The organism is Pseudomonas gingeri (assembly GCF_013386165.1).
Taxonomy (GTDB): Bacteria; Pseudomonadota; Gammaproteobacteria; order Pseudomonadales; family Pseudomonadaceae; genus Aquipseudomonas; species Aquipseudomonas gingeri_C.
Window position 1 is genome coordinate 238092 of record NZ_JACAOS010000022.1, and the last position, 26065, is coordinate 264156.

Sequence of the window (26065 nt, forward strand, 5' to 3'; positions counted from 1 at the left end):
ACGGCCTCACGCTGCCTGTTTTGCCGTGACGAAAGCCGCAAGGCTGGCCACGTTGGAGAAATGGTTGCGGGTGTCCTTGGCGTCCGCATCGATCTTGATGCCGTAGCGCTTCTGGATCGCCAGGCCGAGTTCGAGGGCGTCCACCGAATCCAGGCCCAGGCCTTCGCCGAACAGGGTTTGCTCGTTGCCGATGTCTTGCGCGCTGATGTCTTCCAGGCCGAGGGCCTCGATAATCAGTTCCTTGATCTCAAGGTGCAGGGCGGGGGTTGGATCGCTCATCTGAGGCGAGCTCCTTAATAAAGTAATGGTGCAGATAATCGTTGAGTTTGCGTGAGGCCTGGGGCGCGGGGCCCTGTGCGGCAAAGCTGTGTGGATCTATATCGGCGCCGACACGAAAACTGAAGTGCACCCGGCGTTGTGGGATGCGATACCAGGGTTCGGCCTTGGTCAGGGTGCTGGGGCTGACCTTGATCACGACCGGGGTGATGATATTCGCACCGCGCAGGGCAATCGCGGCGGCGCCGCGATGAAAGGTCGGGGCCGCGCCCGGTGTGGTGCGGGTGCCTTCGGGGAACACGATCAGGGTCTGGCCTTCTCGCAGGGCGTCGGCGGCGGTGTCGAGCATCTCCAGGCTGCCGTCGTTGCTGATGTATTCAGTGGAGCGCACCGGCCCGCGAGTGAAGGGGTTTTGCCAGAGGCTCTGCTTGACCACGCAGTTGGCATGGCGCACCAGGCCGATCAGGAACACCACGTCGATCAGCGACGGGTGGTTGGCGATGATCATCTGGCCGGGGCGCCCGAGCTTTTCCGCGCCTTGGACTTCATAGGTCAGCACGCCGGTGCGGGCCATGAAGCGGATGAACAGCCAGAATAGTCGGCTGACCGTCTGTCGTGCGCGCAGGCGCTGGCGTTCGGCATTGCCCGGCAGGCAGCCGAGCAGGGGGAAGACCACCAGGCGCAGGCACAGGCCGCCCAACCCGAACAGGGCAAAGCTCACGGCGGTGGCCAGCAGGCGCCAGTAATAGGCGTCGCTGGGCTTGGTCATGGTCGGCGTTGCCAGTTCCATACCCGGGACTTCCATTGGTGTTGGCAGGTGGTGTGTTGGCCCAACAGGGTACGCAACAGATCGAGGGCATGGGGCCACTCGCTCGGGGGCTGTTCGTCCGTGGTGCTTTCGAGGGACAGCTGCCACTCGTCGCCCGGAGTCAGCAGCAGGCCGAGGGCGTAGGGGAACGGCACGTCGTCGATCCAGTGGCGGTAGGCCTCGGGTGGTTGTTCTTCGGTGATCACCAGCAAGACCGCGGGGGCGCCTTCAGCGAGCAGCGCGGCGGCTTCGAGCATGCCGTGTTCGAGGCCGTCGCCGTTGGCCGCCAGGGCGGTCATTTCGCAGGTCGAGCCGCGCAGGATCGACCACAGGCCAATCACCGCGTTGTGCACCGAGAGGCTGAACTGGGTCGGCGACAGTGGCTGGTCGGCGGCCAGGTCGCTGAGGATGTCGAAGGTGCGTGGGGTTTCGCCGTGTCGGGAGATGAACACCAGGGGCAGTTGTACGTGACCCTCGGCCAGCGGCCAGCCGACGCTGAAGGCCATGCGCGCCAGGCGGCTGAGGCGGCGGCGCTGCATGGCCGGCAGAAAGGACACATCCGGTGCCGCATCGCTGGGCGTGGGCACGCAGGGCTGGCGGCTCCAGGCCTGCCAGTCGTCCGCACTTTCCAGGCCCGGGGCCCAGGCGCGCCATTGGGCGATGTTGAAGTTGATCACTGAATGTCTTCCCGCCCCTGCGGGCTTCCTTGAACGCTGTGGTTGATCCCTGAACCCCTACCAACCCTGGCGTGGCGCGATGGCCGAGTGGCGCGCATTATCCCGGTGCACAAGGCCTGTAGCAAATTATTGGTTACATTTTGCACGATTAAATGTGCAAAACGTGAAGGAATAGCTAGCAACTGGCTATTATTCGTATTTTTTTCGATACGTATGTCAGAGATTTCCCGGATCAAAGGGAAATTACCTCGGTTGAGTGAAGTTATTGTGGTCTGAGAGGTAGTCCTCGTCCCGCCAAGGTGGCGCGGTAGCGGTCAAGCCCTCTACACTCGGTGATCCATTGATACACGGAGGTCTTGTCATGCGGCGTGTGGTGTTCAATCAGAAGGGTGGGGTCGGCAAGTCGAGCATTGCCTGCAATTTGGCGGCGGTGAGCGCGAGCGAGGGCTATCGGACCCTGTTGGTGGACCTCGATGCCCAGGCCAACTCCACGCAATACCTCACCGGGCTCACCGGCGAGGACATTCCCATGGGCATCGCCGACTTTTTCAAGCAGATCCTCTCGTCCGGGCCGTTCTCGAAGAAAAACCAGGTGGACATCTACGAGACGCCTTTCGACAACCTGCACGTGATCACCGCCACGGCCGAGCTGGCGGATCTGCAGCCCAAGCTTGAGGCGAAACACAAGATCAACAAGCTGCGCAAACTGCTGGATGAGTTGTCGGAAGATTACGACCGCATCTATCTGGATACGCCGCCGGCACTGAATTTTTATGCGGTTTCGGCGTTGATTGCCGCCGACCGCGTATTGATTCCCTTCGACTGCGACAGCTTTTCCCGTCAGGCGCTGTATGGTCTGTTGGCCGAGATCGAAGAGCTGAAGGAAGATCACAACGAAGATCTGCAAGTGGAAGGGATCGTGGTCAACCAGTTCCAGGCCCGGGCCAGTTTGCCGCAGCAAATGCTCGACAGCCTGATCGCCGAGGGCTTGCCGGTGTTGCCGGTGTACCTCACCAGTTCGGTGAAGATGCGCGAGTCCCATGAAGCGAACCGCCCGCTGATCCACTTCGACCCGCGGCACAAGCTGACCCAGCAGTTCGTCGAATTGCACGCCCTGCTGGAAAACAACGCTTAACGCCTTTTCGCTGGCGCCTGGCGGGCGCGGGGCTCAGATGCCCTGGCTGCGCAGCCAGGCCATCAACTGCGGCAGGGGGAACGCGCCGCTCTGGCGTGCCACTTCCTGGCCATTTCTGAACAGGATCAGGCTGGGAATCGAGCGAATCCCCAACTGTGCGGAGAGCTGCTGGTTGGCCTCGCTGTCGAGCTTGGCCAGGCGGCACTTGCCGGCCAATTGGGTCGCCGCCTGTTCGAATACTGGCGCAAAGGATTTGCACGGCCCGCACCAGTCCGCCCACACGTCCACCAGCAACGGCAGGTCGCCCTTGATCTGGCTGGCGTAGTCGCCCTGTTTCAATTCGAACGGTTTATCCAGCAGGACCTCGGCCTTGCAGCGCCCGCATTTCGGCTGGTCACCGAGGCGGTCGGCGGGGATGCGGTTGAGGCCGTTGCAGTGGGGGCAGGGGATCAGCAGGGGTTCGGACATGGGGGGCTCCAGAGAAGTGGCCAATGGGCTCTATCTGGAGTCGCAAGCAGGCTTTATCAAGGTTTCGGAGCCTTGTCGCATGCCCTCACATTTTCAGACGATGAAGGTCGCCTTGAGAATCTAGCCTGAAGGGACACGCCGCCGGTCTATTTCTGTCCATAGCGGATTGCGATAATTGGACTCGGCGGCTAGTCTCCATAGCAAGATGCGATAAGGATGTTGCATGCGCGTGATTACCGAAAAACGGATCCGTGAAGCCAAGGAAAAATGGCCCGACACGGCCAGTGCGCTGGATGCTTGGTGTCGAAGGGTCAAGGGAAGCAGTCCCGGAAACTTTGCGGCCCTCAAGGCGATGTTCCCGGCGACCGACAAGGTGGGGAGCTTGCATGTGTTTGATATCGGCGGGAACAAGCTGCGCCTGATTGCTGGGGTGCACTACGGCGCCCAGCAGTTGTACATCAAACATGTGCTGGATCACTGTGAATATGACAAAGGTAAATGGAAGGAGAGGTGTTGATGAATGCTGTCGTCAAACAGGCTTGCGAGCATTGGCCCTTTGTGGAACCGTTGCTACGCAAGCCAAAAAACGAGGCCGACTACGACGCCTTGGTGGGGGCTCTCGACGCGTTGCTGGAAACGATCGGTGAAGACGAGTCGAATCCGCTCATGAGCCTGGTGAATATCATCAGCGACTACATCGAGGAATATGATCACCTGCATCACCCTATGCCAAAGGCCAGCGGCGTGAGTGTGCTGCGCTCGATCATGCAGGAGCACAGCCTGACCCAGAGTGACTTGCCGGGCGTCGGGGCTCAGTCGGTGGTTTCGGAAATCCTCAGTGGCAAGCGCGAACTCAATCTGCGGCAGATTCGTTGGCTGGCCAAGCGTTTTGGCGTGTCAGCGGAGACGTTTATCTGAAAGGTCTGAGCGAGAGACGTCGATTCTGATAAGTCATCGACAATGGCCCCATTTTTGGGGCCGGCTTCCATTTGGACAGTGGTACGCGGTGGTTACGACGAACAACTGATCTCCAGATGCTTGCCCCACTCCGGTGGCCGCTCGGCATAGCCTTGCATACCCGGTTGCTCTTCGAACGGTTTGCTCAGTACCGCGTGGAGGCGCCGCACTTCCTCGTAGTCACCACCTTCCGCCGCATCGATGGCCTTCTGTGCGAGGTAGTTGCGCAGGATGTACAACGGATTGACCGCCTGCATCCGTGCCTTGCGCCGGCTTTCGTCCTGGTCCGCTTCGCGGGCGACCCGGGCCTTGTAGCGTTCGGCCCAGGCATCGAAGCCCTTGATGTCGATAAAGTCATCGCGCAATCGCGCTGTGGACAGGGCCGCCGGCTCATCCCCCAGGCGCCGGAAGAACAGGCTGTAGTCGACGCCGCCGGCCTGCATCAGTTGCAGCAGGTTTTCCACCAGCTTCAGGTCGTCGTCTTCAGCGCTGGTGAGGCCGAGGCGGCGGCGCATCAGGTCGGTGTAATGGGCCTGGTACAGCGGCAGGAACAGGCCCAGGGTTTCACGCAGCGCCTCGACACTGATGAACGGCGTCAGCGCCTGGGCCAGCGCGCTGAGGTTCCACTGGCCGATGGGCACCTGGTTGCTGAACGAGTAGCGGCCCTGGTCGTCGGAGTGGTTGCAGATGAAGTTCGCATCGAAATCGTCGAGAAAGGCGAACGGACCGAAGTCGAAGGTGATGCCCAGGATCGACATGTTGTCGGTGTTCATCACGCCGTGGCAGAAACCATAGGCCTGCCATTTGGCGATGAGTTCGGCATTGCGCTCGACGATCTCGCGGAACATCGCCAGGTAAGGCTCCGGCTGCTCCAGGCATTCGGGGAAATGCAGGGCCAGCACATGCTCGCCGAGCTGCTTCTGCTGCTCGGGTTGTTTGGTGTAGTAGAAGTATTCGAAATGACCGAAGCGCACATGGCTGGGGGCCATGCGCAGGACCATGGCGCCACGTTCCTGTTTCTCACGCCAGACCGGCGTGTCGGAACCGATCACGCACAGCGCCCGGCTGCTGGGAATGCCCAGGGCATGCAGGGCTTCGGAGGCGAGGAACTCACGGATCGAGGAGCGCAACACCGCGCGGCCGTCGCCCATGCGCGAATACGGCGTTTGTCCGGCGCCCTTGAGGTGCAGGTCCCAATGCTCGCCCGCGTTGTTGTAGACCTCACCCAGCAATAAGCCGCGACCATCACCCAGACGCGGGTTATAGGAGCCGAACTGATGCCCCGAATAGACCATCGCCCGTGGCTCGGCTTCGGCCCAGAGTTTGTGCCCGCCGAACAGCTCGGCGAATACCGGTTCCTCGGCAATGGCCGGGTCCAGGTCGAGCAGGGCCATGGCCGCCGGACTCACCGCCACCAGGCGCGGGTTGTCGAGGGGCTCGGGCAGGATATGGGTGGAAAACGCGTTGCCCAGGCGGGCGAAGCGGTTATCGAAGGTCAGTTCGTCGAGGGCTTTCAACGGCCGGCTCCAGCAGAATGTCCGAGCATTCTGCTGCGATTAGCCGGCAGACACCAGTGGCGACAGGCAAACGGCATGATCGCCAGCTTTGTAGCGCCTCAGTCGAGTTTGTCCGGCGGCGGCAATTGGCTGGGTTTGGCCACTGCCGGCGGTGCGGCGGCAGGGGTTTCGCCTTCCACCGGCACCAGCTTGTATTCCTGGCCATGGAGGTTCTTGAGATAGACCTCCATCTGCCGGAACGAGATGTTGATGTGCTCTTTCTTGAACTCGCGGTTGATGAAGCGGTTGACCTCGTCGACCACCGGATTGCGGTCGCCCAGGTCACGCACGTGCATGCGCAGTTCGTGGTCCAGGGTACTTTCGCCGAAGTTCAGGAAGTACACGTGGGGCTCGGGCTCTTTCAGCACCCGTGGGTTGTCCCGGGCGGCCTTGAGCAGCAGCTCCTTGACCCGGTCCAGGTCCGAACCGTAGTCGACGCCGAGCTTGAGGGTAACGCGGGTGACGGTGTCGGTCAGCGACCAGTTGATCAGTTGCCCGGTGATAAAGGTCTTGTTCGGGACAATGATGTCCTTGCGGTCGAAGTCGGTGATGGTGGTGGCGCGGATGCGGATCTTGCTCACCGTGCCCGACAGGGTGCCGATGGTGATGGTGTCGCCGATCCGCACCGGACGCTCGAACAGGATCATGATGCCGGAGATGAAGTTGGCGAAGATTTCCTGCATGCCGAAACCCAGGCCCACCGACAGCGCCGCCACCAGCCATTGCAACTTGTCCCAGCTCACGCCGAGGGTCGAGAGGGTGGAGACGAAGCCGATGCCGGCGATCACGTAGGAGAGCAAGGTGGTGGTGGCGTAGGCGCTGCCCTGGGCCAGGTCGAGCTTGGACAGCACCAGCACTTCCAGCAGGCCCGGCAGGTTGCGCGCCAGGGCGAAGGTGATGCCGATGATCGCCAGTGCACCGATGACGTTGCCGATGCTGATTGGCACCATGCTCATGGTCGCGCCGGTGCCGCTGGTGTATTCGTAGAGGGTGATGTTGTCCAGGTAGGAGAACACGCTGATCAGGTCCGACCAGACCCAATACAGCGCCGCGACGAAGCCGCCGAGCAGGGCCAGGCGGATCAGGCGCATGGATTGTTCGTTGACCTGTTCGATGTCCAGGGTCGGTTCTTCGATCAGCAACTCGCCGTCGCCGGCGTCCTTGGCCGCCTGGCGTTTGCTCAGGGCGCGCTGGTAGGCCAGGCGTCGGGCCGCAACCCCGAGGCCGCGAGCGAAGGTCGCTTCGATCACCAGCCACAACATCAGCAGGTAGAGGGTCTCGATCAGCCGGTCGCTGAGTTTCAGGGCGGTGTAGTAGTAGCCGAAACACACCGCGATAAACAGCGCGATGGGCATCGCCGTGAAGATCACGCCGATCAGTTTGCGAAATAGCGAGGCACTGCCGTGATTCGGAGTGCCCAGCAGCAGGCGACTGAGCAGCCAGGCCATCAGGCCGTAGCAGGTCAGGACCACGGCGATGCCGAGTACGTCACCGGCCAGTGAGGCCGGTTGCAGCTCGGCCACCGAGACAATGGCCACCAGCGCCAGGACCACGAAGCCCAGCTTGCGGACCCAGCCCTGGAGAAATTCGACCTGGGGTTTTTCCCAGCGGAAATGCAGCTCGGCCACGCCGCCCGGGGCGAGAATCCGGTAGGCGGTGTAGAACACCAGCCAGGCGAGGGATATCTGCAGCAGCGCGGCGCCCAGGCTGGCGTTCTGGCCGCGGGCGTCGATCTGCAGGGCGTAGCCGCACAACGCCAATGCCAGGGTAATGGGCATCGCCAGGGCAATGTTGACCAGGATGGCCAGCGGCGTGTGCCACTGGCTGTCGCGCTTGAAGTGGCCGATGTCCTTGTGCACCTTGCTCAGGCGCGCATACAGGGACTTGCGGCGCCACAGCAGGGCGCCGATCAGCAGCACCAGCGGCAGGAACAACAGCGGATGCTGGCCCAGGCCGTCGGTCAGCTCACTGAAACTGGAGGCCCAGGGCAGGGTGGTGACTTGCTTTTGCAGGCGTGTCGGTACGCTTTCGATCCAGTCCAGGTCCAGGGGCTTGTTGCTCGGAATCCAGAACATCTGCTCATCCAGGGTCGCGCGCAGGCTCTGGGCGGTGCTGAGCAGCTGCTTCTGGTTCAGTTGCAGGGTGATGGATTCATTGAGCAGGGCGCTCAGTTCGCGGTTCAGGCGCTCCAGCAGGTCGCTGCGGGTCACGGCCAGGTCCAGCAGGGTCCTGCGCAACTGCGCGTTGACCTGTTCCGGTGGCTGGGTCGCCAGCAGGTTGTCGACGTAGGTGGCCGGGCTGCTGATCAGTTCCCGCTGCTGGTTGACCTCGAACTGGTAGAGGCGGATATCGGCGATTTCATCCGCCAGGTTCTTGTCCACTTGCAGGCGCGGCAGGGCCTGTTTCTGCTTGTAGAGAATCTTCGACAGCAACAAGCTGCCCTTGAGCACGCTGATCTGCTCGTCCAGGGCCTGGTCGCTCTGGGTCACGCTGTCGAGCTGCTGCTTGGTCTGCAGGTTCTGCTGGGTCAGCTCGTTGAGGCGGTCGGTGCTTTTGAGCAGGTAGTCGGAGAGCTTCAGGTTGGTGGCGCTTTCGGTGGCCAGCACACTGCTGTCGCCGGCCTTCTGTGCTTCGATGGATTGCTGGGTGACGGTCTGCTGGGACTGAGCCAGACGTTTCTGGTTGATCAGCGACTGCATGTCCTGGATTTCCTGTTCCAGGCGCGCGGTTTTCTCCATCAGCAAGTCATGCTGGCTGTTGCCCAGGTCCTGCAGTTGGCTGTTGCCGGCCAGCTCCTGGCGGCGCAACAGGATCAGCGAGTTGAGCGAAGCCAGTTCGGCATTCAGCTGGTTGCGCTGGTCGGCGCTGAGGGACTTGCCGCTGTCCTTGCCCAGCTTGAGGGCACTGTTGATCTGCTGGATGCGGGTCTGGCTGGTGCTGATTTCCGACTGCGCACGTTCGGGGCGGGTCTGGGCCGTGATGATCAGACTGTTAGCATCGGCCAGGGCTTTTTGCAGATCGCCCTGTTGGGTGGTGCGCTCGGTCAGCAATTGTTCCAGTTGCGGGACCGACTGGCTGGCATAGCGCTGGGCCACCGGGATCACTTTGGTGACTTTCAGGCGGGCCAGTTCACGCTGGTTTTCGACGGTTTGGCGCGGCGCATCGGCGACTTGCTGCTTGGTCGCGGCAAGACGCTTGTCGTAGTCGTCGGTGCTCGACAGGAACAGCAGGGTTTGCTGCAACACCGCTTGCAGGGCTTTCTGGTCGGCGTCAGCCAGCTTGCGGTCGGCAATTTTGTCGAGGCTCTGCTGGACCGATTCGGCGGAGGGGGGCTCGGCAGCCTGCAGCGTGCCGACGGAAAGACTCAGGCCCAGCAGGGCCATGGCAAGAAAAGTGCGCAAGGAGGACATAGATACCGGTCAAGCAGCGTGAAGAAAGTGGGCAGTTTAGAGGAAGAGACCCGGACCCGGGCGACTTCCTTCGGGGAATCTGACGCCGACTTTGCCAATCTTGTTCCCGTCCATGACCGCGACAGTCCAGAGCGTGTTGTTCCACTCCACCTGGTCGCCGACGATCGGTGCGCCGCCGACCTTGTGGGCAATAAAGGCACCCAGTGGGGTGTTCGGGTCGACGCCTTCGAGCTTCAGGCCGTAGAGCGCCGAGACCGCGCCCAGCTGGGCGTCGCCTTCGAGTACGAAGTCGCCGAAGAAGCGCAGATCGAGCCCGCGTTGCGGTGCCTGGCTGAACAGCTTGCCGAGGGCCGGCAGGTTGTGTTCGTGACCGATGACGCAGAGCAGGTCATCGACTTCCAGGGTGGTACTACCCGACGGATGGAGCAGTTGCTGGCCACGAAACAGCGCGGCGATCCGGGTGCCTTCGGGCATTTTCAGCTCGCGCAGGGCGGCGCCGATGCACCATTTTTCGGCCCCCAGGCGATAGACGAACAGCTCCCACTCGCTGGTGACATGCACTTCCAGGGCGGCCCGGGAGATCGGCGCCGGCTCCGGCGGGACCGTCACTTTCAGCAGCTTGGCCACCCAGGGCAGGCTGGTGCCTTGCACCAGCAGCGAGACCAGCACGATAAAGAACGCCAGGTTGAAGTACAGCTGCGCATGGGGCAGGCCGGCCATCAACGGGAACACCGCGAGGATGATCGGGACCGCGCCGCGCAGGCCGACCCAGGAGATAAAGGCTTTTTCCCGGCCATGGAAGGCCTTGAACGGCAGCAGTCCGACCAGCACCGACAGTGGCCGGGCGAACAAAATCATCCACAGCGCCAGGCCGAGGGCCGGTAGCGCAATGGGTAGCAGGTCATGGGGGGTGACCAGCAGGCCCAGCACCAGGAACATGCCGATCTGCGCCAGCCACGCCATGCCGTCGAGCATGTGCAGGATGCCGTGGCGACTGCGCACCGGGCGGTTGCCGATCACCAGGCCGCACAGGTACACGGCGAGGAAGCCGCTGCCGTGCAGGGCGTTGGTCAGGGCGAAGACCACCAGGCCGCCGGCAATCACCAGGATCGGGTAGAGGCCGTTGGCCAGGTTGATACGGTTGACCATTTGCAGCATCAGCCAGCCGCCGCCGAGGCCGATGATGCCGCCGATGCCGAATTCACGAATCAGGTGGCCGAGCAGGCTCCAGTGCAGGCCGGTCTGGCCGCTGGCGAGCATGTCGATCAGGGTTACGGTGAGGAACACCGCCATCGGGTCGTTACTGCCGGACTCGATTTCCAGGCTGGCGGTGACCCTTTCGTTCAGGCCCTTGCCGCCCAGCAGCGAGAACACCGCCGCGGCGTCCGTGGAGCCGACGATGGCGCCGATCAGCAGGCCCTGGATGATGTTCAGGTTGAACAGCCAGGCGGCGGCCATGCCGGTCAGGCCGGTGGTGATCAGCACGCCGACGGTGGCCAGCGACAACGCCGGCCAGAGCGCCACGCGGAAACTCGCGACCCGCGTGCGCAGGCCGCCATCGAGCAGGATCACGGCGAGGGCGAGGTTACCGACCAGGTAGGCGGTGGGGTAGTTGTCGAAGATGATGCCGCCGCCGTCGACGCCGGCGGTCATGCCCACGGCGAGGATGATCACCAGGATCGGGATGCCGAGGCGCGAGGACAGCGAGCTCACCAGGATACTTGCGCCTACCAGCAACGCGCCGATCAAGAACAGGCTGTTGATGGTCGTCGCATTCAAAGGCAGTACTCCAGGAAAGCTTGCAAAGGCTGGGCGCAGACTGACCATGCAGTCTGCGTGCCAGCGATTCTAACCTGTTGAAATGTACCGCTGTCAAAAGCTTTAGAACCAGGCGTCCTGCATCGACAGGCAGGTATCGTCGCGGGCTTCGAGAATGGCCAGTTCATGATGGCAACCGGGAACTTCCCAAGTAAGGAAGTAGCGCGCCGCTTGCAGCTTGCCCTTGTAGAAGGGCAGGTCCGCCGGATTGCCCTTGGCCAGGCCTTCCTCGGCCCGCACCGCCTGTTCCAGCCAGCGCCAGCCGATGACCGTATGGCCGAAGGCCTTGAGGTACAACGCCGAGTTGGCGAGGCTGCTGTTGACCTTGCCCTGGGCGAGGTCGGTGAGCAGGCCGATGGTCACGCTTTGCAGGCGCTCCACCAGCGCCTCCAGCGGCTGACGCAAGGCGTCCAGGGCGCTATAGGCGGCAGCGCGTTTCGCCGTGTCGGCGATCAGTCGAATCAACTGCTTCAAGCCGGCGCCGCCGTTCTGCGCGAGTTTGCGCCCCAGCAGGTCGAGGGACTGAATGCCGTGGGTGCCTTCGTGGATCGGGTTCAGGCGATTGTCGCGGTAGTACTGTTCCACCGGGTATTCACGGGTGTAGCCGTGGCCGCCGAGAATCTGGATCGCCAGTTCGTTGGCCTTCAGGCAGAACTCCGACGGCCAGGATTTGACGATGGGGGTCAGCAGGTCCAGCAGTTCATGGGCCTGCCGGCGTTCGACTTCCGAAGTCAGGGTGCTGGTGTCATCGAACAGCCGAGCGGCGTACAGGCCGAGGTCGAAGGCACCTTCGACGTAGGCCTTCTGGGTCAGCAGCATGCGCTTGACGTCGGCGTGCTGGACGATCGAAACCGGCGCGGTCGTCGGGTCCTTGCTGTCGGGCAGGCGGCCTTGCGGACGCTCCCGAGCGTATTCCAGGGAATACAGGTAACCGGCATAACCGAGCATGACCGCGCCCATGCCGACACCGATCCGCGCTTCGTTCATCATCTGGAACATGTAGCTCAGGCCCTGGTGCGGCTTGCCTACCAGATAGCCGACACAGGCGCCGTTATCGCCGAAATTCAGCGCGGTGGAGGTGGTGCCGCGCCAGCCCATCTTGTGGAACAGCCCGGCCAGCAGCACATCGTTGCGCGGGCCGAGGCTGCCGTCGTCGTTGACCAGGAACTTGGGCACGATAAACAGCGAGATGCCCTTTACCCCGGGCGGTGCGTCCGGCAGCTTGGCCAGGACCATGTGCACGATGTTTTCCGACAGCGGGTGGTCGCCACCGGAAATGAAGATCTTGTTGCCCTTGAGCCGGTAAGTACCGTCGGCGGCCGGTTCGGCGCGGGTGCGGATATCCGACAGCGAAGAGCCGGCATGGGGCTCGGTCAGGGCCATGGTGCCGAAGAAACGGCCGTCGATCATCGGTTGCAGGAAGCGGCGTTTTTGCTCGTCGCTGCCGAAGCTCTCGATCAGGTTCGCCGCGCCCATGGTCAGGAATGGGTAGGAGGTCGAGGCGGCGTTGGCTGACTGGAAGTGGGCGAAGCAGGCCTGGGACAGCAGGGTCGGCAACTGCATGCCGCCATCCTCGAAACTGCGCGCGGCGTTGAGAAAGCCGGCTTCCAGGAATGCGTCGACGGCCGGTTTCACTTCCGGAATCAGGATGGCTTCGCCGTTTTCGTAGCGCGGTTCGTTTTCGTCGTTCTTGCGGTTGTGCGGGGCGAAGAACTTTTCGGCGATGGTACGGGCGGTGCCGATGGCGGCATCGAAGGTTTCCCGGGAGTGCTCGGCGAATCGCTCGCGCTGGGTCAGGCCCTCGGCATCGAGGACTTCGTACAGCTCGAAAGCCAGATTGCGGGAACTGAGCAGCATCTCGGACATGGCGGCCTACCTGTTGGGGAGTCGGCCGAGTCTAGGTGGCTGAATAAGGGTTGCCTAGCAAGATTGATGTGGGTGATGGGGAGGCAGAATGTGGGGGTAATGTTGTTCGGGCTGGCCTCATCGCGAGCAAGCTTGCTCCTACAGGTTTTCGCCATGCACAAAAGATGCGTACAACCCGGATTCCTGTAGGAGCAAGCTTGCTCGCGATGGCGGCCGTCCTGGCGATAAAAACTCTAAAGCCGGGCACCCATTGCAGGCGCCCGGCTCTCCAGGAGGTCTTAACCGATGGTCATCAGGCTGGCGTTACCGCCCGCCGCTGCGGTGTTGACGCTCAACGCCCGCTCAATCACCAGGCGCTCCAGGGCAATGCCGGTTTCGCCCTGGGACAGGCCGTGAACCCCGACAATCGCCCCGCTGCGCTGGGCGATCTGCTGGCAGATACCACGCAACTGGTCGGAATGACCGTGGTGCAGCACCGCATCGAACAGCACCTCGTCCTTGCTCCAGTCAGCCACGCGCTGGATGCGCGCTTGCACTTCCTTCGGCAGACGGGCGTAGAGCACCTTGCTCACCTCACCCTCCGGCCAGACCGCCGAGCCGCCCACGGCCAGCACGGCCGCCAGTTGTGTCAGCAGGTCACCTTCGATATCCGCCAGGCACAGCACATGCTCGCGGGGCAGGATGGCGTAGCTGTTGCGCTCGCCGGTCGGGCCGTTGAGCGCACGGGTAATGCCGCTTTGCGACTGTGCCGCGAAGGTCACGCACAACGCGCCGAGGTCCGCCAGCTTCTGGCTGTCAGCCCAGGCCTGCAAGGCATTGAGTGGCTTGAGCAGCACTTCGCGCAGGCGCATATCCGGTGCCGCCAGGGCGTCGCCGCGAGCGAAGGACTGCTCGATGGCGTCCGTCGGCCGGGTCGACAGCAGGCGATACAGATACAGCGGCCCACCGGCTTTCGGCCCGGTGCCCGACAAACCTTCGCCGCCGAACGGCTGCACGCCGACCACGGCGCCGACGATATTGCGGTTCACATAGACGTTACCGGCGTGGACATTGTCGATCACCTTGGCAATGGTCTCGTCGATGCGGGTGTGCACGCCGAGGGTCAGGCCATAGCCCGAGGCATTGATCTGCGCGATCAGCTGGTCGATGTCCTTGCGCTTGTAGCGCACCACGTGCAGTACCGGGCCAAAGATCTCCCGTTGCAGTTCGTCGAGGCTTTCCAGTTCGATCAGGGTCGGCATCACGAAGGTGCCGCGCTTGCATTCCTCGCCTTCGGCGATGGCCACCTGATAGACCGTGCGCCCTTTGTCGCGCATGGCCTGGATATGTTTCTCGATGCCCGCCTTGGCTTCGGCATCGATCACCGGGCCGATATCCACCGACAGGCGTTCCGGGTTGCCCAGGCGGCATTCAGCCATGGCCCCTTTGAGCATTTCGATGACGCGGTCGGCGGAATCTTCCTGCAGGCACAGCACGCGCAGGGCCGAGCAGCGTTGGCCGGCGCTGTCGAAGGCCGAGGACACCACATCGATCACCACCTGCTCGGTCAGTGCCGAGGAGTCGACGATCATCGCGTTCTGCCCGCCGGTTTCGGCGATCAGTGGAATCGGTCGGCCCTGGTTGTCCAGGCGACCGGCGACATTGCGTTGCAGCAGGCGAGCGACTTCGGTGGAGCCGGTGAACATCACGCCCTTGACCCGCTCGTCACCCACCAGGCGCGCGCCGACGGTTTCGCCACGGCCTGGCAGCAGTTGCACCACGCCTTCGGGGATTCCGGCTTCGAGCAACAGGCGCACGGCCTGGGCCGCGATCAGTGGCGTTTGTTCGGCGGGCTTGGCGAGTACCGGGTTACCGGCCGCGAGTGCCGCGGCCACCTGGCCACTGAAGATCGCCAGTGGGAAGTTCCATGGGCTGATGCAGACCACCGGGCCCAGCGGGCGGTGGGCGTCATTGCTGAAGTCATTGCGCGCCTGCACTGCGTAGTAGCGCAGGAAGTCCACGGCTTCACGCACTTCGGCGATGGCGTTGGCGAAGGTCTTGCCGGCTTCGCGGACCAGCAGGCCCATCAGCGGCTGGATCTCGGCCTCCATCAGGTCGGCGGCGCGTTCGAGGATCGCCGCGCGTTCGCCCGGCGGGGTGGCCTGCCAGATCGGCGCGGCGTTCAGGGCACACTGGATCGCATTGTCGGCATCTTCGGCCGTGGCCTCCTGGACATAGCCGACCAGGTCGCGATGGTCCGATGGGTTGAGCACCGGCACCGGGGTTTCGGTGCTGGCAACACAGCCCAGCAGCGGCACGGCTTTCCACTCGTTGTGGGCGCTGGCCAGCAGGGCGCAGGAGAGCGAGGCCAGGCGATGTTCGTTGGCCATGTCGATGCCGGCGGAGTTGGCACGGTCGCGGCCGTAAAGGTCGCGCGGCAGCGGAATACGCGGGTGCGGCAGGCCGAAGCCGCCTTCCAGGGTCGCCATCTGCTCGATGCTGGCCACCGGATCGGCTACCAGCTCCTGAATCGAGATGGACTGGTCGGCGATACGGTTGACGAAGGAAGTGTTGGCACCGTTTTCCAGCAGGCGTCGGACCAGGTAGGCCAACAGGGTTTCGTGGGTGCCGACCGGGGCGTAGACACGGCACGGACGGTTCAGCTTGCCTTCGGAAACCTTGCCGACCACTTGTTCATACAGCGGTTCGCCCATGCCGTGGAGGCACTGGAATTCGTACTGGCCCGGGTAATAGTTCTGCCCGGCGATATGGTAGATGGCCGACAGCGTGTGGGCGTTGTGGGTGGCGAACTGCGGGTAGATGACTTCCGGTACCGACAGCAGCTTGCGTGCGCAGGCAATGTAGGACACGTCGGTATAGACCTTGCGGGTGTACACCGGGTAGCCCTCCAGGCCTTCGACCTGGGCGCGCTTGATTTCGCTGTCCCAGTACGCGCCCTTGACCAGGCGGATCATCAGGCGATGACGGCTGCGGCGGGCCAGGTCGATGACGTAGTCGATCACATACGGGCAGCGCTTCTGGTAGGCCTGGATCACGAAGCCGATGCCGTTCCAGCCGCTCAGCTGGGGTTCGAAGCACAGGCGTTCGAGCAGGTCGAGGGACAGTTCGAGGCGGTCGGCTTCCTCGGCGTCGATGTTCAGGCCGATATCGTATTGCTTGGCCAGCAGGGTCAGCGCCAGCAGGCGCGGGTACAACTCGTCCATCACCCGTTCGTACTGGGCGCGGCTGTAGCGCGGATGCAGGGCCGAGAGCTTGATGGAGATGCCCGGGCCTTCGTAGATACCGCGACCGTGTGAGGCCTTGCCGATCGAATGGATGGCCTGCTCGTAGGACGCCAGGTATTTCTGCGCGTCGTGCTCGGTCAGTGCCGCCTCGCCGAGCATGTCGTAGGAATAGCGGAAGCCCTTGGCTTCAAAGCGACTGGCGTTGGCCAAGGCTTCGGCGATGGTTTCGCCGGTGACGAACTGTTCGCCCATCAGGCGCATGGCCATGTCGACGCCCTTGCGGATCATCGGCTCACCGCTCTTGCCGATGATGCGGCTCAAGGACGAAGTCAGGCCGGTCTCGTTATGGGTGGCGACCAGCTTGCCGGTCAGCAACAGGCCCCAGGTGGCGGCGTTGACGAACAGCGAAGGGCTGTTGCCCAGGTGCGGTTGCCAGTTGCCGGTGCTGATCTTGTCGCGGATCAGGGCGTCGCGGGTGCCTTTGTCGGGGATGCGCAGCAACGCTTCGGCCAGGCACATCAGCGCCACGCCTTCCTGGGACGACAGGGAAAACTCCTGCAGCAGTCCCTGGACGATGCCGGCACGGCCCCCGGCGCTCTTCTGGTTGCGCAGTTTCTCGGCAATCGAGGAGGCGAGCTTGTAGGTGGCGTCGGCCATTGCTGCGGGCAGGCGCGCCTGCTCCAGCAGCATCGGCACCACTTCCGGTTCCGGTCGACGGTAGGCGGCGGTGATGGCGGCGCGCAGTACCGATTGCGGCAGGATGCTTTCGGCAAATTCGAGGAAGCACTGATGGGCGTGGTCGCTCGGGGTTTCGCCGCTGTCTTCGGCGTCGCTACGGGACGAACCGTTGATTTCACCCAGGGTTGCACCGCTCTCGAGCTTTTCCAGGTAGTTGAAAATGGCTTGCTTGATCAGCCAATGGGGGGTGCGGTCAATCGAGTGGGCCGCGGCCTTCAGGCGCTCGCGGGTCGGGTCGTCGAGTTTGACCCCAAGGGTGGTCGTAGCCATTTTCTTATCCTCATGGTTACCACGATGGCGTGGCATCAGCTGGCGGAAAGAGTAGCGCTGGCTTGGCTGAGGTGCAACCGGGTGCAACCTATTTTTTTCAGGAAAAAATGGCGACAGATCAGGAATTATTTTCCCGCAGGCTGTTATGGGCTCTCGGCCGGGGTTTTTCGGGCGGCTGGCGTATTTCCCGCACTGAAAAGGTGCGGGAAAACGTCGGAAAGCACGCAAAATTCAATAGGTGCAACTTATTCGGGCGAAATGGGTTGCACCTTATTCAGGTTGTTGAATAGCATTCGCCGCCGCAGTGCAACCTCCTACATGTCGTAGGCAGTGATGGACGATTTCCCTGAGGAAATATCGGTCATAAATGCCTGTCGCGTTTAATCGTCTGACAAACATCATGCTTTGCCTCGGTCGGACCGTCGCTCAATAAAAACAATGCCAGGGATTTTTCAATGAGTGTAAGCAACCCCACCCTGATCACCTTCGTGATCTATATCGCCGCCATGGTGCTGATCGGCCTGATGGCTTATCGCTCGACCAATAACCTGTCCGATTACATTCTCGGCGGCCGCAGTCTCGGCAGCGTGGTCACCGCGCTGTCGGCCGGGGCTTCCGACATGAGCGGCTGGTTGCTGATGGGCTTGCCCGGCGCGATCTACCTGTCCGGCCTGTCGGAAAGCTGGATTGCCATCGGCCTGATCGTCGGTGCCTACCTGAACTGGCTGTTCGTCGCCGGGCGCCTGCGGGTGCAAACCGAGCACAACGGCGATGCGTTGACCCTGCCGGACTATTTCTCCAGTCGTTTCGAGGACCACAGCGGCCTGCTGCGGATCATTGCGGCGGTGGTGATCCTGGTGTTCTTCACTATCTACTGCGCCTCGGGCATCGTTGCCGGCGCGCGTCTGTTTGAAAGCACCTTCGGCATGTCCTACGAAACCGCCCTGTGGGCCGGTGCGGCAGCGACCATTGCCTACACCTTTGTCGGTGGTTTCCTGGCCGTGAGCTGGACTGACACCGTGCAAGCCACCTTGATGATCTTTGCGCTGATCCTGACGCCGATCATCGTGCTGCTGGCCACCGGTGGCATCGATACCACTTTCCTGGCCATTGAAGCCAAGGACCCGGCCAACTTCGACATGCTCAAGGGCACCACTTTCGTCGGCATCCTTTCGCTGATGGGCTGGGGTCTGGGTTACTTCGGTCAGCCGCATATCCTGGCGCGCTTCATGGCGGCGGATTCGGTGAAGTCGATTGCCAAGGCTCGTCGCATCTCCATGACCTGGATGATCCTCTGCCTGGGCGGCACCGTGGCGGTGGGCTTCTTCGGCATCGCCTACTTCTCGGCGCACCCCGAGGTGGCCGGTCCTGTGGCGGAGAACCATGAGCGGGTGTTTATCGAGCTGGCGAAGATCCTGTTCAATCCGTGGATTGCCGGGGTATTGCTGTCGGCGATCCTGGCAGCGGTGATGAGTACCCTGAGCTGCCAGTTGCTGGTGTGTTCCAGTGCCCTGACCGAAGACTTCTACAAGACCTTCCTGCGTAAATCGGCCTCCCAGCGCGAACTGGTCTGGGTCGGTCGGGCCATGGTGTTGCTGGTGGCGCTGATCGCCATTGCCCTGGCGGCCAACCCGGAAAACCGCGTGCTGGGCCTGGTGAGTTATGCCTGGGCCGGTTTTGGCGCGGCGTTCGGTCCGGTGGTGTTGATCTCGGTGATCTGGAAGGACATGACCCGCAATGGCGCGTTGGCCGGGATTCTGGTGGGGGCGATTACCGTGATCGTCTGGAAGCACTTCAATCTGCTGGGCCTGTACGAAATCATCCCGGGCTTCCTGTTCGCCAGTGTTGCGATCTACCTGGTGAGCAAGATGGGCAGCCCTTCGGCGCTGATGCTGCAGCGTTTCGCCGCAGCGGAAAACCAGTTCCGCCAGGAGCACTGATCGGCAGGGGGCTGAGGCCGATGTCCGTCAGTTAAGAGCCATCTCAAGGTTGGCCGAGATTTGTGGCGAGCGGGCTTGCCCGCGTCCGGCTGCGAAGCAGTCGTAAACCCGGTGATCGCGGCCTGCCTGATACACCGCAATCACCGGTTTTAGGGCCGCTTCGCAGCCCAGCGCGGGCAAGCCCGCTCGCCACAAGACCGCGTTTTGTTTCAGGCGCGCAGTGCTTGCTGCAGGTCTTCGAGGATGTCCTCGATGGCCTCGATACCGACCGACAGCCGAATCATCTCCGGCTTCACGCCGGCCTTGGCCTGCTCTTCCTCGTTCATCTGCCGGTGGGTAGTAGAGGCCGGATGACAGGCCAGGGACTTGGCGTCGCCGATATTCACCAGGCGCTTGAAGATCTGCAGCGCATCGTAGAACCGCACCCCCGCTTCATAGCCGCCCTTGAGACCGAACGAGAGGATCGCCGACGGCTTGCCTTTCATGTACTTGAGCGCCAGTTCATGGTGCGGGTGGTCCGGCAGGCCGGCGTAACTGACCCAGGCCACTTGTTCGTTGGCCTTGAGGAACTGTGCCACCTTGATCGCGTTTTCGGTATGACGCTCCATGCGCAGGGCTAGGGTTTCCAGGCCTTGCAGCAGCAGGAAGGCGTTCATCGGCGCCAGGGCCGCCCCGGTATTGCGCAACGGCACGGTGCGGGCGCGGGCAATAAAGGCCGCCGGCCCGAATTTTTCCGTGTAGACCACGCCGTGATACGCCGCTTCCGGGGTATTCAGGCCGGGGAATTTTTCCGGGTAGTCAGCCCAGGGGAAGGTGCCGGCATCGACGATCACTCCGCCCAGGGAGTTGCCGTGGCCGCCGACGTATTTGGTCACCGAGTGCACGACGATATCGGCGCCGAACTGGATCGGCTTGCACAGGATCGGCGTGGCCACGGTGTTGTCGACCATCAAGGGTACGCCACGGGCGTGAGCCACCTCGGCGAAGCGCTCGAGATCGACGATATTGCCCGCCGGATTGCCGATGCTTTCGCAATAGATCAGCTTGGTGTTCTCGTCGATCAGTTCGGCGATGGCTTCGGCAGAGTCGTCGCGGGCAAAACGCACCTCGACACCGAAACTGGGTAGCAGGTGGGCGAAGAGGGTGTAGGTGCCGCCGTAGAGTTGCGGCGTGGAGACGATATTGTCGCCGGCGCGGGTCAGGGTCTGGATCGCGTAGTGGATCGCGGCGCTGCCGGCGGACACCGCCAGCCCGGCGATCCCGCCTTCGAGGGCGGCGAGGCGCTGTTCCAGCACGTCGTTGGTGGGGTTCATGATCCGGGTGTAGATATTGCCCGGCACATCCAGGTTGAACAGGTCGGCGCCATGCTGGGCGTTATCGAATTCGAAGGCGACGTTCTGGTAGATGGGCACGGCCACGGCCTTGGTGGTCGGGTCCGACTTGAAACCGTGATGGAGCGCAATCGTTGCGTCTTTCATAAAGTCTCGACTCAGTGAAATTCCATTAATGAGCACTGCCAGGCAGATGCGGTCGCTTAATGGTCTCGTGTGTCTGAGTCGCCAATGACCTTGGGTTCTGCGCCCACGGTCGGACCGCAAACCGGCGTGCCAGTGTCCGATACTGGCGCTCAATCGGCAAGTGAACCGGCTTAAGCCGGCTCGTTGTCCGCCTGATTGACGAAGATCAGCACGCCGAGGATCGCCATGTAGAACTTGAAGGCCGGCTCCTGGCCGTTCCAGATATGTGATTGCCACATCAGGAACCATTCGCCGCCGATCACCATGAAACCGAAGAACCAGACCAGGAAACCCACGGTTGCGCCAGCGATCACCCATTTCTTGGCCAGGGCGAAGGTGGCGGCATCGGCCTTGCGCGCCCGCCACAACGACAGGGCACCATAGGTCAGCAGCGCGGCGGTCAGGCCTTCGCCGAAGATGATCAGCCAATAGGCGGCGTGCCAGAGTGCGGGCGTGGTGATCGCCCGATACATGGCGGCATTGTTCGGGAAAGTGGTGTCCATGCTCAGGACGTGTTGGACAAAGGCGAAGTTGGAGCCGTAATCGGTGATGTTGCTGAAAGTGACCATGAAGGCGAAGGCCGCGAGGGCCAGGGTGAGGATGATCTTGGCGTAGCGACTGGTCATTGCTCGGATCCTTCTTTCCGATAGGCGGGAAAACGACCTTATCACTGCTGGCTCTCGGGAATATGTCAGACACTTCCGATGCCGCCGGTACGCTGCGACCTGACGTAGGCTCGGGCACAAGGTAAACTTCGCCTCCTTCGCAGGAGTCGCCATGAACTACCGTCACGCCTTCCACGCCGGCAACCACGCCGACGTCTTGAAACACCTGATCCTGACTCGCCTGATCGCCCTGATGGCGCGCAAGGAGCAGCCGTTCGCCTATCTCGACAGTCACGCCGGCATTGGCCTGTATGACCTCAAGGGCGACCAGGCCAGCCGCACCGGCGAATACCTGGAGGGGATCGCCCGCTTGTGGGGCGAGCAGGAACTGCCCGCAGTGACCGCCGATTACATGCGCGTGCTGCATGAGATGAACCCGGACGGCGAATTGCGCTACTACCCGGGCTCGCCTGAGCTGGCACGGCGCCTGACCCGTGAGCGCGAGCGCATCCTGCTCAACGAGAAGCATCCGGAAGACGGCAAGCTGCTCAAGGACAACATGAAGGGCGACCGGCGCGTGGCAGTGCACCTGGGCGAAGGCTGGCATGTGGCGCGGGCGCTGCTGCCGGTGGCGGAGAAACGTGCGGTGTTGTTGATTGATCCGCCGTTCGAACAACTGGATGAGATGCAGCGCTGTGCCGCTTCGCTCAAGGAGGCCATCGGGCGCATGCGCCAGACGGTGGCGGCGATCTGGTATCCGATCAAGGATCAGCGCGCGTTGAAGCGCTTCTACCAGGACCTGACCGGTAGCGGCGCGCCGAAGCTGCTGCGGGTGGAATTGCTGGTGCATCCCCTGGATACGCCGGCGAGCCTGAACGGTTCGGGCCTGGCGATTGCCAATCCGCCGTGGGGGCTGGAGGAGGAACTGCGGGAGTTGCTGCCATGGCTGGCGCAGAAACTGGGCCAGACCCAGGGCGACTGGCGGATGGATTGGTTGATCGCGGAGTAGCTTGCAACGCTGGCAAGGGTTTGCTGCGAGGGTGTGGCTTGCTGTGAAGGTTTTTTGTGGCGAGGGGGCTTGCCCCCGCTCGGTTGCGTAGCAGCCGTAAAGTCAGCAGCCTCGTTCATTCTGAGGCAATGCAGTGTCGGGTTTTAGGAGGGCTTCGCCCTCCAGCGGGGGCAAGCCCCCTCGCCACAATTGTCGGTGATCAACAATTGTTCCGCTTCAGATCGGGCAGGTCACGCCCGTGCCACGGATCCCGCAATAACCCTCGGGGTTCTTCGCCAGGTACTGCTGGTGATAAGCCTCGGCGTAGAAGTAGGTCGGTGCTTCGTCGATTTCCGTGGTGATAGTGCCGTGGCCCGCCTTGCTCAGTTCGGCCTGGAACAGCTGCTTGCTCTTCAGCGCCGCTTCCAGCTGCTGCGGCTTGGTGGCGTAGATCACCGAACGGTACTGGGTGCCGATATCGTTGCCCTGGCGCATGCCCTGGGTCGGATCGTGCAGTTCCCAGAACAAGGCCAGCAGCTGTTCGTAGCTGACGATTTCCGGCTCATAGACCACCAGTACCACTTCGCTATGGCCGGTCAGGCCCGAGCAGACTTCCTCGTAGGTCGGGTTCGGCGTGAGGCCGCCGGCGTAACCCACCGAGGTGCTGTGCACCCCTTCACGTTGCCAGAAGCGCCGTTCCGCGCCCCAGAAGCAGCCCAGGCCGAAGATCGCGAATTCCACGCTGCCGGGGAATGGGCCCAGCAGTGGATTGCCGTTGACGAAATGATTCTCCGGCACGGTCATTGGGGTTTCACGGCCAGGCAGAGCTTGTTCTTTGGTGGGGAGCACGTTTTTTTTCACCAGTATTTCCGAGCGCAAGACCATGTCGCAGTCCTCTCAGTCAGGTTGGGATAAGCGATACAGGAAAGTAGACCGCCAGTGTGCCCGAGTGTTACAGCGCTGTCAGGCCAAAGGGCCGCGCGGGTAACGTTTGAGCTGCTGGATCAGGTCGAGACCGGGGATCGGGCGGTCGAACAGGTAGCCCTGGCCGACGTCGCAGCGATGGCGGCGCAGGAAGGTCAGCTGTTCGTAGGTCTCGATCCCTTCGGCCACCACCTTGATCTTCAGGTTGTGGGCCATGGCTATCACTGCGGAAGTGATTTCCATGTCGTCCTGGTTGTCCGGGATTTCATGGATGAAGCTGCGATCGATCTTGATGATGTCGATCGGGAATTTCTTCAGGTAGCTCAGGGACGAGTAGCCGGTGCCGAAGTCGTCCATGGCCAGGGTCAGGCCAAGCTTTTTCAACTGGTCGAGTTGCTGGTGGGTGTCTTCGGTGGCTTCCAGCAGCAGGCCTTCGGTCAGCTCCAGCTCCAGCAAGCTCGGGGGTAGCTGTTCTTCCTTGAGGATGCTGGCGATGGAGGCCACCAGGTCCGGGTCGGAGAACTGCTTGGGCGACAGGTTGATCGCCACCTGCAAGTTGCCCAGCCCGGAGGCGGTCAGTTGCTTGCTCATGCGGCAGGCCTGGCGGGCGACCCATTTACCGATCGGGATGATCAGGCCGGTTTCTTCGGCGACGCTGATGAACTGGTCCGGGCGGATCATGCCGCGTTCCGGGTGATTCCAGCGCAACAGCGCTTCCATGCCCAGCAGGCGACCCGTGCGCAGGCAGAGCTTGGGCTGGTAGAACACGTCCAGCTCGTTCTGGGTCAGGGCCCGGCGCAGGTTGTTCTCGACAAACAGCTTGTAGCTGGCCTCGGCGTTCAGCGCCTCGGTGAAGATCTGGACCTGGTGCTTGCCGTTGGCCTTGGCCTTGTGCAGGGCCAGGCCGGCGTTGCGCATCAGGGTCTGCGGGTCGCGCCCGTGCAGCGGCGCGCTGGCCAGGCCCACGGAGCCGGTGACACTGATCAACTGGTTGTCGACGAACATCGGCTTGTCGAGGGTGGTCAGCAGTTGGCTGGCGATCTGTTGCCCGGTTTCCAGGTCGGTGTCGTCCAGCAGTACCGCGAATTCGTTACTGGCAAAGCGCGCCAGGCTGCCGCTCGGGCTCAGGCTGTTGCGCAGGCGCCGGGCCAGGCTGATCAGCAGCTTGTCGCCGGTCTGGTGGCCAAGGCTGTCGTTGATCCGCTTGAAGTTGTCGATGTCCACCAGCAACAGGCTGATGGGCGAGTCGCTGTCGCGGGCGAAACGCTCGTCGAGGTTGCGGATAAAGGCCGGACGGTTGCCCAGGTTGGTCAGGTTGTCGGTGTAGGCCAGGCGTTCGATGCGCTGTTGTGCCAGCTTGGTCTGGGTGATGTCTTCGTAGATGCCGATGTAGTGGGTCAGTTCGCGGTTGTCGCCATAGACCTTGGAAATCGACAGCTGGCCCCAGTAGGGTTCCAGGTTCTTGCGCCGGCTCTTGAACTCGCCTTGCCAGCTGTTGCTCTTGGCCAGGCTTGAGGGCGCGTCGAAGAGCAGTTCGCTGAGGTTTTCCAGGGCCGGCAGCTCGGAGAGCTTCTGGCCGTGGACTTCCTCGGTGCTGTACTGGGTGATGGCGGTGAAGCTGGGGTTGACGTACTCGACCACGCCGTCGCTGCTGACCAGCAGGAAGGCGTTGGCACTCTGTTCCACGGCGCGCTGGAACAGGTGCAGGGCGCTGGTGGCGGCCCGACGGTTGTGGTTGTTGATGACCTGGGCGAACTGGTCCGCCAGTTCGCCGGCAAAGGCGATTTCATCGGACTGCCAGGCGCGGGTCCTGCCGGTCTGTTCCAGGCACAACACGCCGACCACCTGGCCGTCGATGCGGATGCTGGCGTCGAGCATGGCATTGGTGTCCCGTGGGCGCAGGCTTTCGGCCATTTCCCGGGTGCGCGGGTCACGGATCGCGTTGTGGGCATCGATGGCGCGGCTGGTATGCAGGGCTTCCAGGTAGTTGGGGAAACCGCTGGCGTCGATGACCTCCGGCAGCACGTATTGTTGGCGATCGCGGTAATAGGCGCAGATCGGCACCAGGCGATTACCTTCGAGGTTCCAGATGCTCGCCGCGTCGATTTCGTAGATGTCGCACGCGCAACGGGTGATCAGTTCGGCGGCTTCGAGCAGGGATTTTCCGGCGCTGTAGCGCTGGCGCGCGAGACGCAGGATCAGGTCCTGCTGGGCGCGCACCCGGTCGAGGTGGAGCAGTTGTTCCTGCTGGGCGCGCTGGTTCAGTTCCAGGGCAATCTGCAGGCGGCTGTTCTGGGTTTCCAGGTCGGCGGGCGGCAAGCTCGCTTCCTGGCCGAGCAGGCCCTCGACCACCAGCAGGTAGCCACGCAGCAGGTGGCGGTTGTGCTGTTTGTAGGCTTCACCGACTTCCAGCAGGCTCAGCGGCCCCTGGGCGGTGTGCAGGGTGTAGCGAATCAGGTAATGCGGGCTGTCGAGCAGTTGCTGCTGGATGGTGTCGTGCAGGCGATAACGGGCTTCGGGCTCCATCAGGCTGGCATAGGGCGAGCCGACCAGGGCGCAGAGTTCGATGGCCGGCTGGCCGAACTGGCGCTCGCAATTGGGATCGAGAAACAGCAGGGCCCAGCTTGCTTCATTCAGCCGTTCGAAACGCAGCATGCCGAGCCGCGAGGGCACCGGCAATTGCGTTACTACCTCGGCCGCCAATCTATTGGCGACATCCGGTTGGCTTTTCATTGAGAGCTCGCTTCAAGAGTACGGGTCACGCTGGGTAAAGACCGTTTTTCTGGCGTGTTGGGCAAGGTTGCATTAAGCGGGTCAGGCTGACAAGCACAACAGTGGCTCCGTGCCTTCAATGTATCGGCAGGAGGAAGAATTTCTTCAGTGAACGA

General features: G+C 62.5%; 18 protein-coding genes. 5 read left to right on the forward strand and 13 right to left on the reverse strand.

Annotated features, from left to right (window positions below; all coding sequences use genetic code 11):
- Positions 1 to 6: 6 nt before the first annotated feature.
- Genes HX866_RS28775 through HX866_RS28785 form a run of 3 tightly spaced genes read right to left on the reverse strand, consistent with a single transcriptional unit; the run spans position 7 to position 1761 of the window.
- The gene (locus HX866_RS28775) at positions 7 to 279 is read right to left on the reverse strand and encodes a phosphopantetheine-binding protein (protein ID WP_121136122.1); all 273 of its coding nucleotides are present in this window, start codon (positions 277 to 279) and stop codon (positions 7 to 9) included.
- A complete protein-coding gene (locus tag HX866_RS28780) occupies positions 248 to 1066 on the reverse strand; it encodes a lysophospholipid acyltransferase family protein (protein WP_177090644.1) in 819 nt (272 codons plus the stop codon). The genes HX866_RS28775 and HX866_RS28780 overlap by 32 nt, the downstream gene beginning before the upstream one ends.
- Entirely contained in the window at positions 1042 to 1761 is a 720-nt protein-coding gene (locus HX866_RS28785; protein WP_177090642.1) for a beta-ketoacyl synthase chain length factor, read from the reverse strand. Before HX866_RS28785 ends, HX866_RS28780 begins: the two co-directional genes overlap by 25 nt.
- A gap of 361 nt (positions 1762 to 2122) precedes the next feature.
- Between HX866_RS28785 and HX866_RS28790 the strand changes: the two genes are divergently transcribed.
- Entirely contained in the window at positions 2123 to 2896 is a 774-nt protein-coding gene (locus tag HX866_RS28790; RefSeq protein WP_177090640.1) for a ParA family protein, read from the forward strand.
- A 33-nt stretch (positions 2897 to 2929) separates the two neighbouring features.
- Here the strand turns inward: HX866_RS28790 and trxC are convergent, their stop codons facing one another.
- The gene (trxC, locus tag HX866_RS28795; protein WP_177090638.1) at positions 2930 to 3364 is read right to left on the reverse strand and encodes a thioredoxin TrxC; all 435 of its coding nucleotides are present in this window, start codon (positions 3362 to 3364) and stop codon (positions 2930 to 2932) included.
- Between the two features lie 223 nt (positions 3365 to 3587).
- On the opposite strand from trxC, the gene HX866_RS28800 reads away from it, so the two are divergent.
- Positions 3588 to 3881 carry a type II toxin-antitoxin system HigB family toxin gene (locus HX866_RS28800; RefSeq protein ID WP_177090636.1) on the forward strand — a complete coding sequence of 98 codons (294 nt, stop codon included), beginning with the start codon at positions 3588 to 3590 and terminating at the stop codon, positions 3879 to 3881.
- On the forward strand, positions 3881 to 4282 hold the full coding sequence (locus HX866_RS28805) for a helix-turn-helix domain-containing protein (RefSeq protein WP_177090634.1): 402 nt from the start codon (positions 3881 to 3883) through the stop codon (positions 4280 to 4282). The genes HX866_RS28800 and HX866_RS28805 overlap by 1 nt, the downstream gene beginning before the upstream one ends.
- Positions 4283 to 4374: 92 nt before the next feature.
- On the opposite strand, the gene selO is transcribed toward HX866_RS28805, so the two are convergent.
- From selO to putA, 5 genes are all read right to left on the reverse strand, one after another.
- Positions 4375 to 5838: a protein adenylyltransferase SelO gene (gene selO, locus HX866_RS28810; protein ID WP_177090632.1), complete on the reverse strand. Its 1464-nt coding sequence runs from the start codon at positions 5836 to 5838 to the stop codon at positions 4375 to 4377.
- A gap of 98 nt (positions 5839 to 5936) precedes the next feature.
- On the reverse strand, positions 5937 to 9287 hold the full coding sequence (mscK, locus tag HX866_RS28815) for a mechanosensitive channel MscK (protein WP_177090630.1): 3351 nt from the start codon (positions 9285 to 9287) through the stop codon (positions 5937 to 5939).
- Between the two features lie 36 nt (positions 9288 to 9323).
- Positions 9324 to 11066 carry a potassium/proton antiporter gene (locus tag HX866_RS28820; RefSeq protein ID WP_177090628.1) on the reverse strand — a complete coding sequence of 581 codons (1743 nt, stop codon included), beginning with the start codon at positions 11064 to 11066 and terminating at the stop codon, positions 9324 to 9326.
- Between the two features lie 102 nt (positions 11067 to 11168).
- On the reverse strand, positions 11169 to 12971 hold the full coding sequence (locus HX866_RS28825; RefSeq protein WP_177090626.1) for an acyl-CoA dehydrogenase: 1803 nt from the start codon (positions 12969 to 12971) through the stop codon (positions 11169 to 11171).
- Positions 12972 to 13249: 278 nt separating this feature from the next.
- Positions 13250 to 17203: a trifunctional transcriptional regulator/proline dehydrogenase/L-glutamate gamma-semialdehyde dehydrogenase gene (putA, locus tag HX866_RS28830; protein ID WP_177140931.1), complete on the reverse strand. Its 3954-nt coding sequence runs from the start codon at positions 17201 to 17203 to the stop codon at positions 13250 to 13252.
- Positions 17204 to 17658: 455 nt separating this feature from the next.
- Between putA and putP the strand changes: the two genes are divergently transcribed.
- The gene (gene putP / locus HX866_RS28835) at positions 17659 to 19143 is read left to right on the forward strand and encodes a sodium/proline symporter PutP (protein ID WP_177102905.1); all 1485 of its coding nucleotides are present in this window, start codon (positions 17659 to 17661) and stop codon (positions 19141 to 19143) included.
- A gap of 209 nt (positions 19144 to 19352) precedes the next feature.
- Here the strand turns inward: putP and HX866_RS28840 are convergent, their stop codons facing one another.
- Both HX866_RS28840 and HX866_RS28845 read right to left on the reverse strand, forming a co-directional pair.
- Positions 19353 to 20621, reverse strand: coding sequence for an O-acetylhomoserine aminocarboxypropyltransferase/cysteine synthase family protein (locus HX866_RS28840; RefSeq protein WP_177140932.1), 1269 nt, complete (start codon positions 20619 to 20621; stop codon positions 19353 to 19355).
- Positions 20622 to 20791: 170 nt separating this feature from the next.
- The gene (locus HX866_RS28845) at positions 20792 to 21286 is read right to left on the reverse strand and encodes a DUF2165 family protein (RefSeq protein WP_177090618.1); all 495 of its coding nucleotides are present in this window, start codon (positions 21284 to 21286) and stop codon (positions 20792 to 20794) included.
- Between the two features lie 151 nt (positions 21287 to 21437).
- On the opposite strand from HX866_RS28845, the gene HX866_RS28850 reads away from it, so the two are divergent.
- A complete protein-coding gene (locus HX866_RS28850) occupies positions 21438 to 22274 on the forward strand; it encodes a 23S rRNA (adenine(2030)-N(6))-methyltransferase RlmJ (RefSeq protein ID WP_177090616.1) in 837 nt (278 codons plus the stop codon).
- Between the two features lie 216 nt (positions 22275 to 22490).
- Here the strand turns inward: HX866_RS28850 and msrA are convergent, their stop codons facing one another.
- Together msrA and HX866_RS28860 are read right to left on the reverse strand one after the other, a co-directional pair.
- Positions 22491 to 23138, reverse strand: a complete 648-nt coding sequence (gene msrA, locus HX866_RS28855; protein WP_177125501.1) for a peptide-methionine (S)-S-oxide reductase MsrA — start codon at positions 23136 to 23138, stop codon at positions 22491 to 22493.
- Positions 23139 to 23216: 78 nt separating this feature from the next.
- The gene (locus HX866_RS28860; protein ID WP_177125502.1) at positions 23217 to 25910 is read right to left on the reverse strand and encodes a putative bifunctional diguanylate cyclase/phosphodiesterase; all 2694 of its coding nucleotides are present in this window, start codon (positions 25908 to 25910) and stop codon (positions 23217 to 23219) included.
- Between the last annotated feature and the right edge of the window lie 155 nt (positions 25911 to 26065).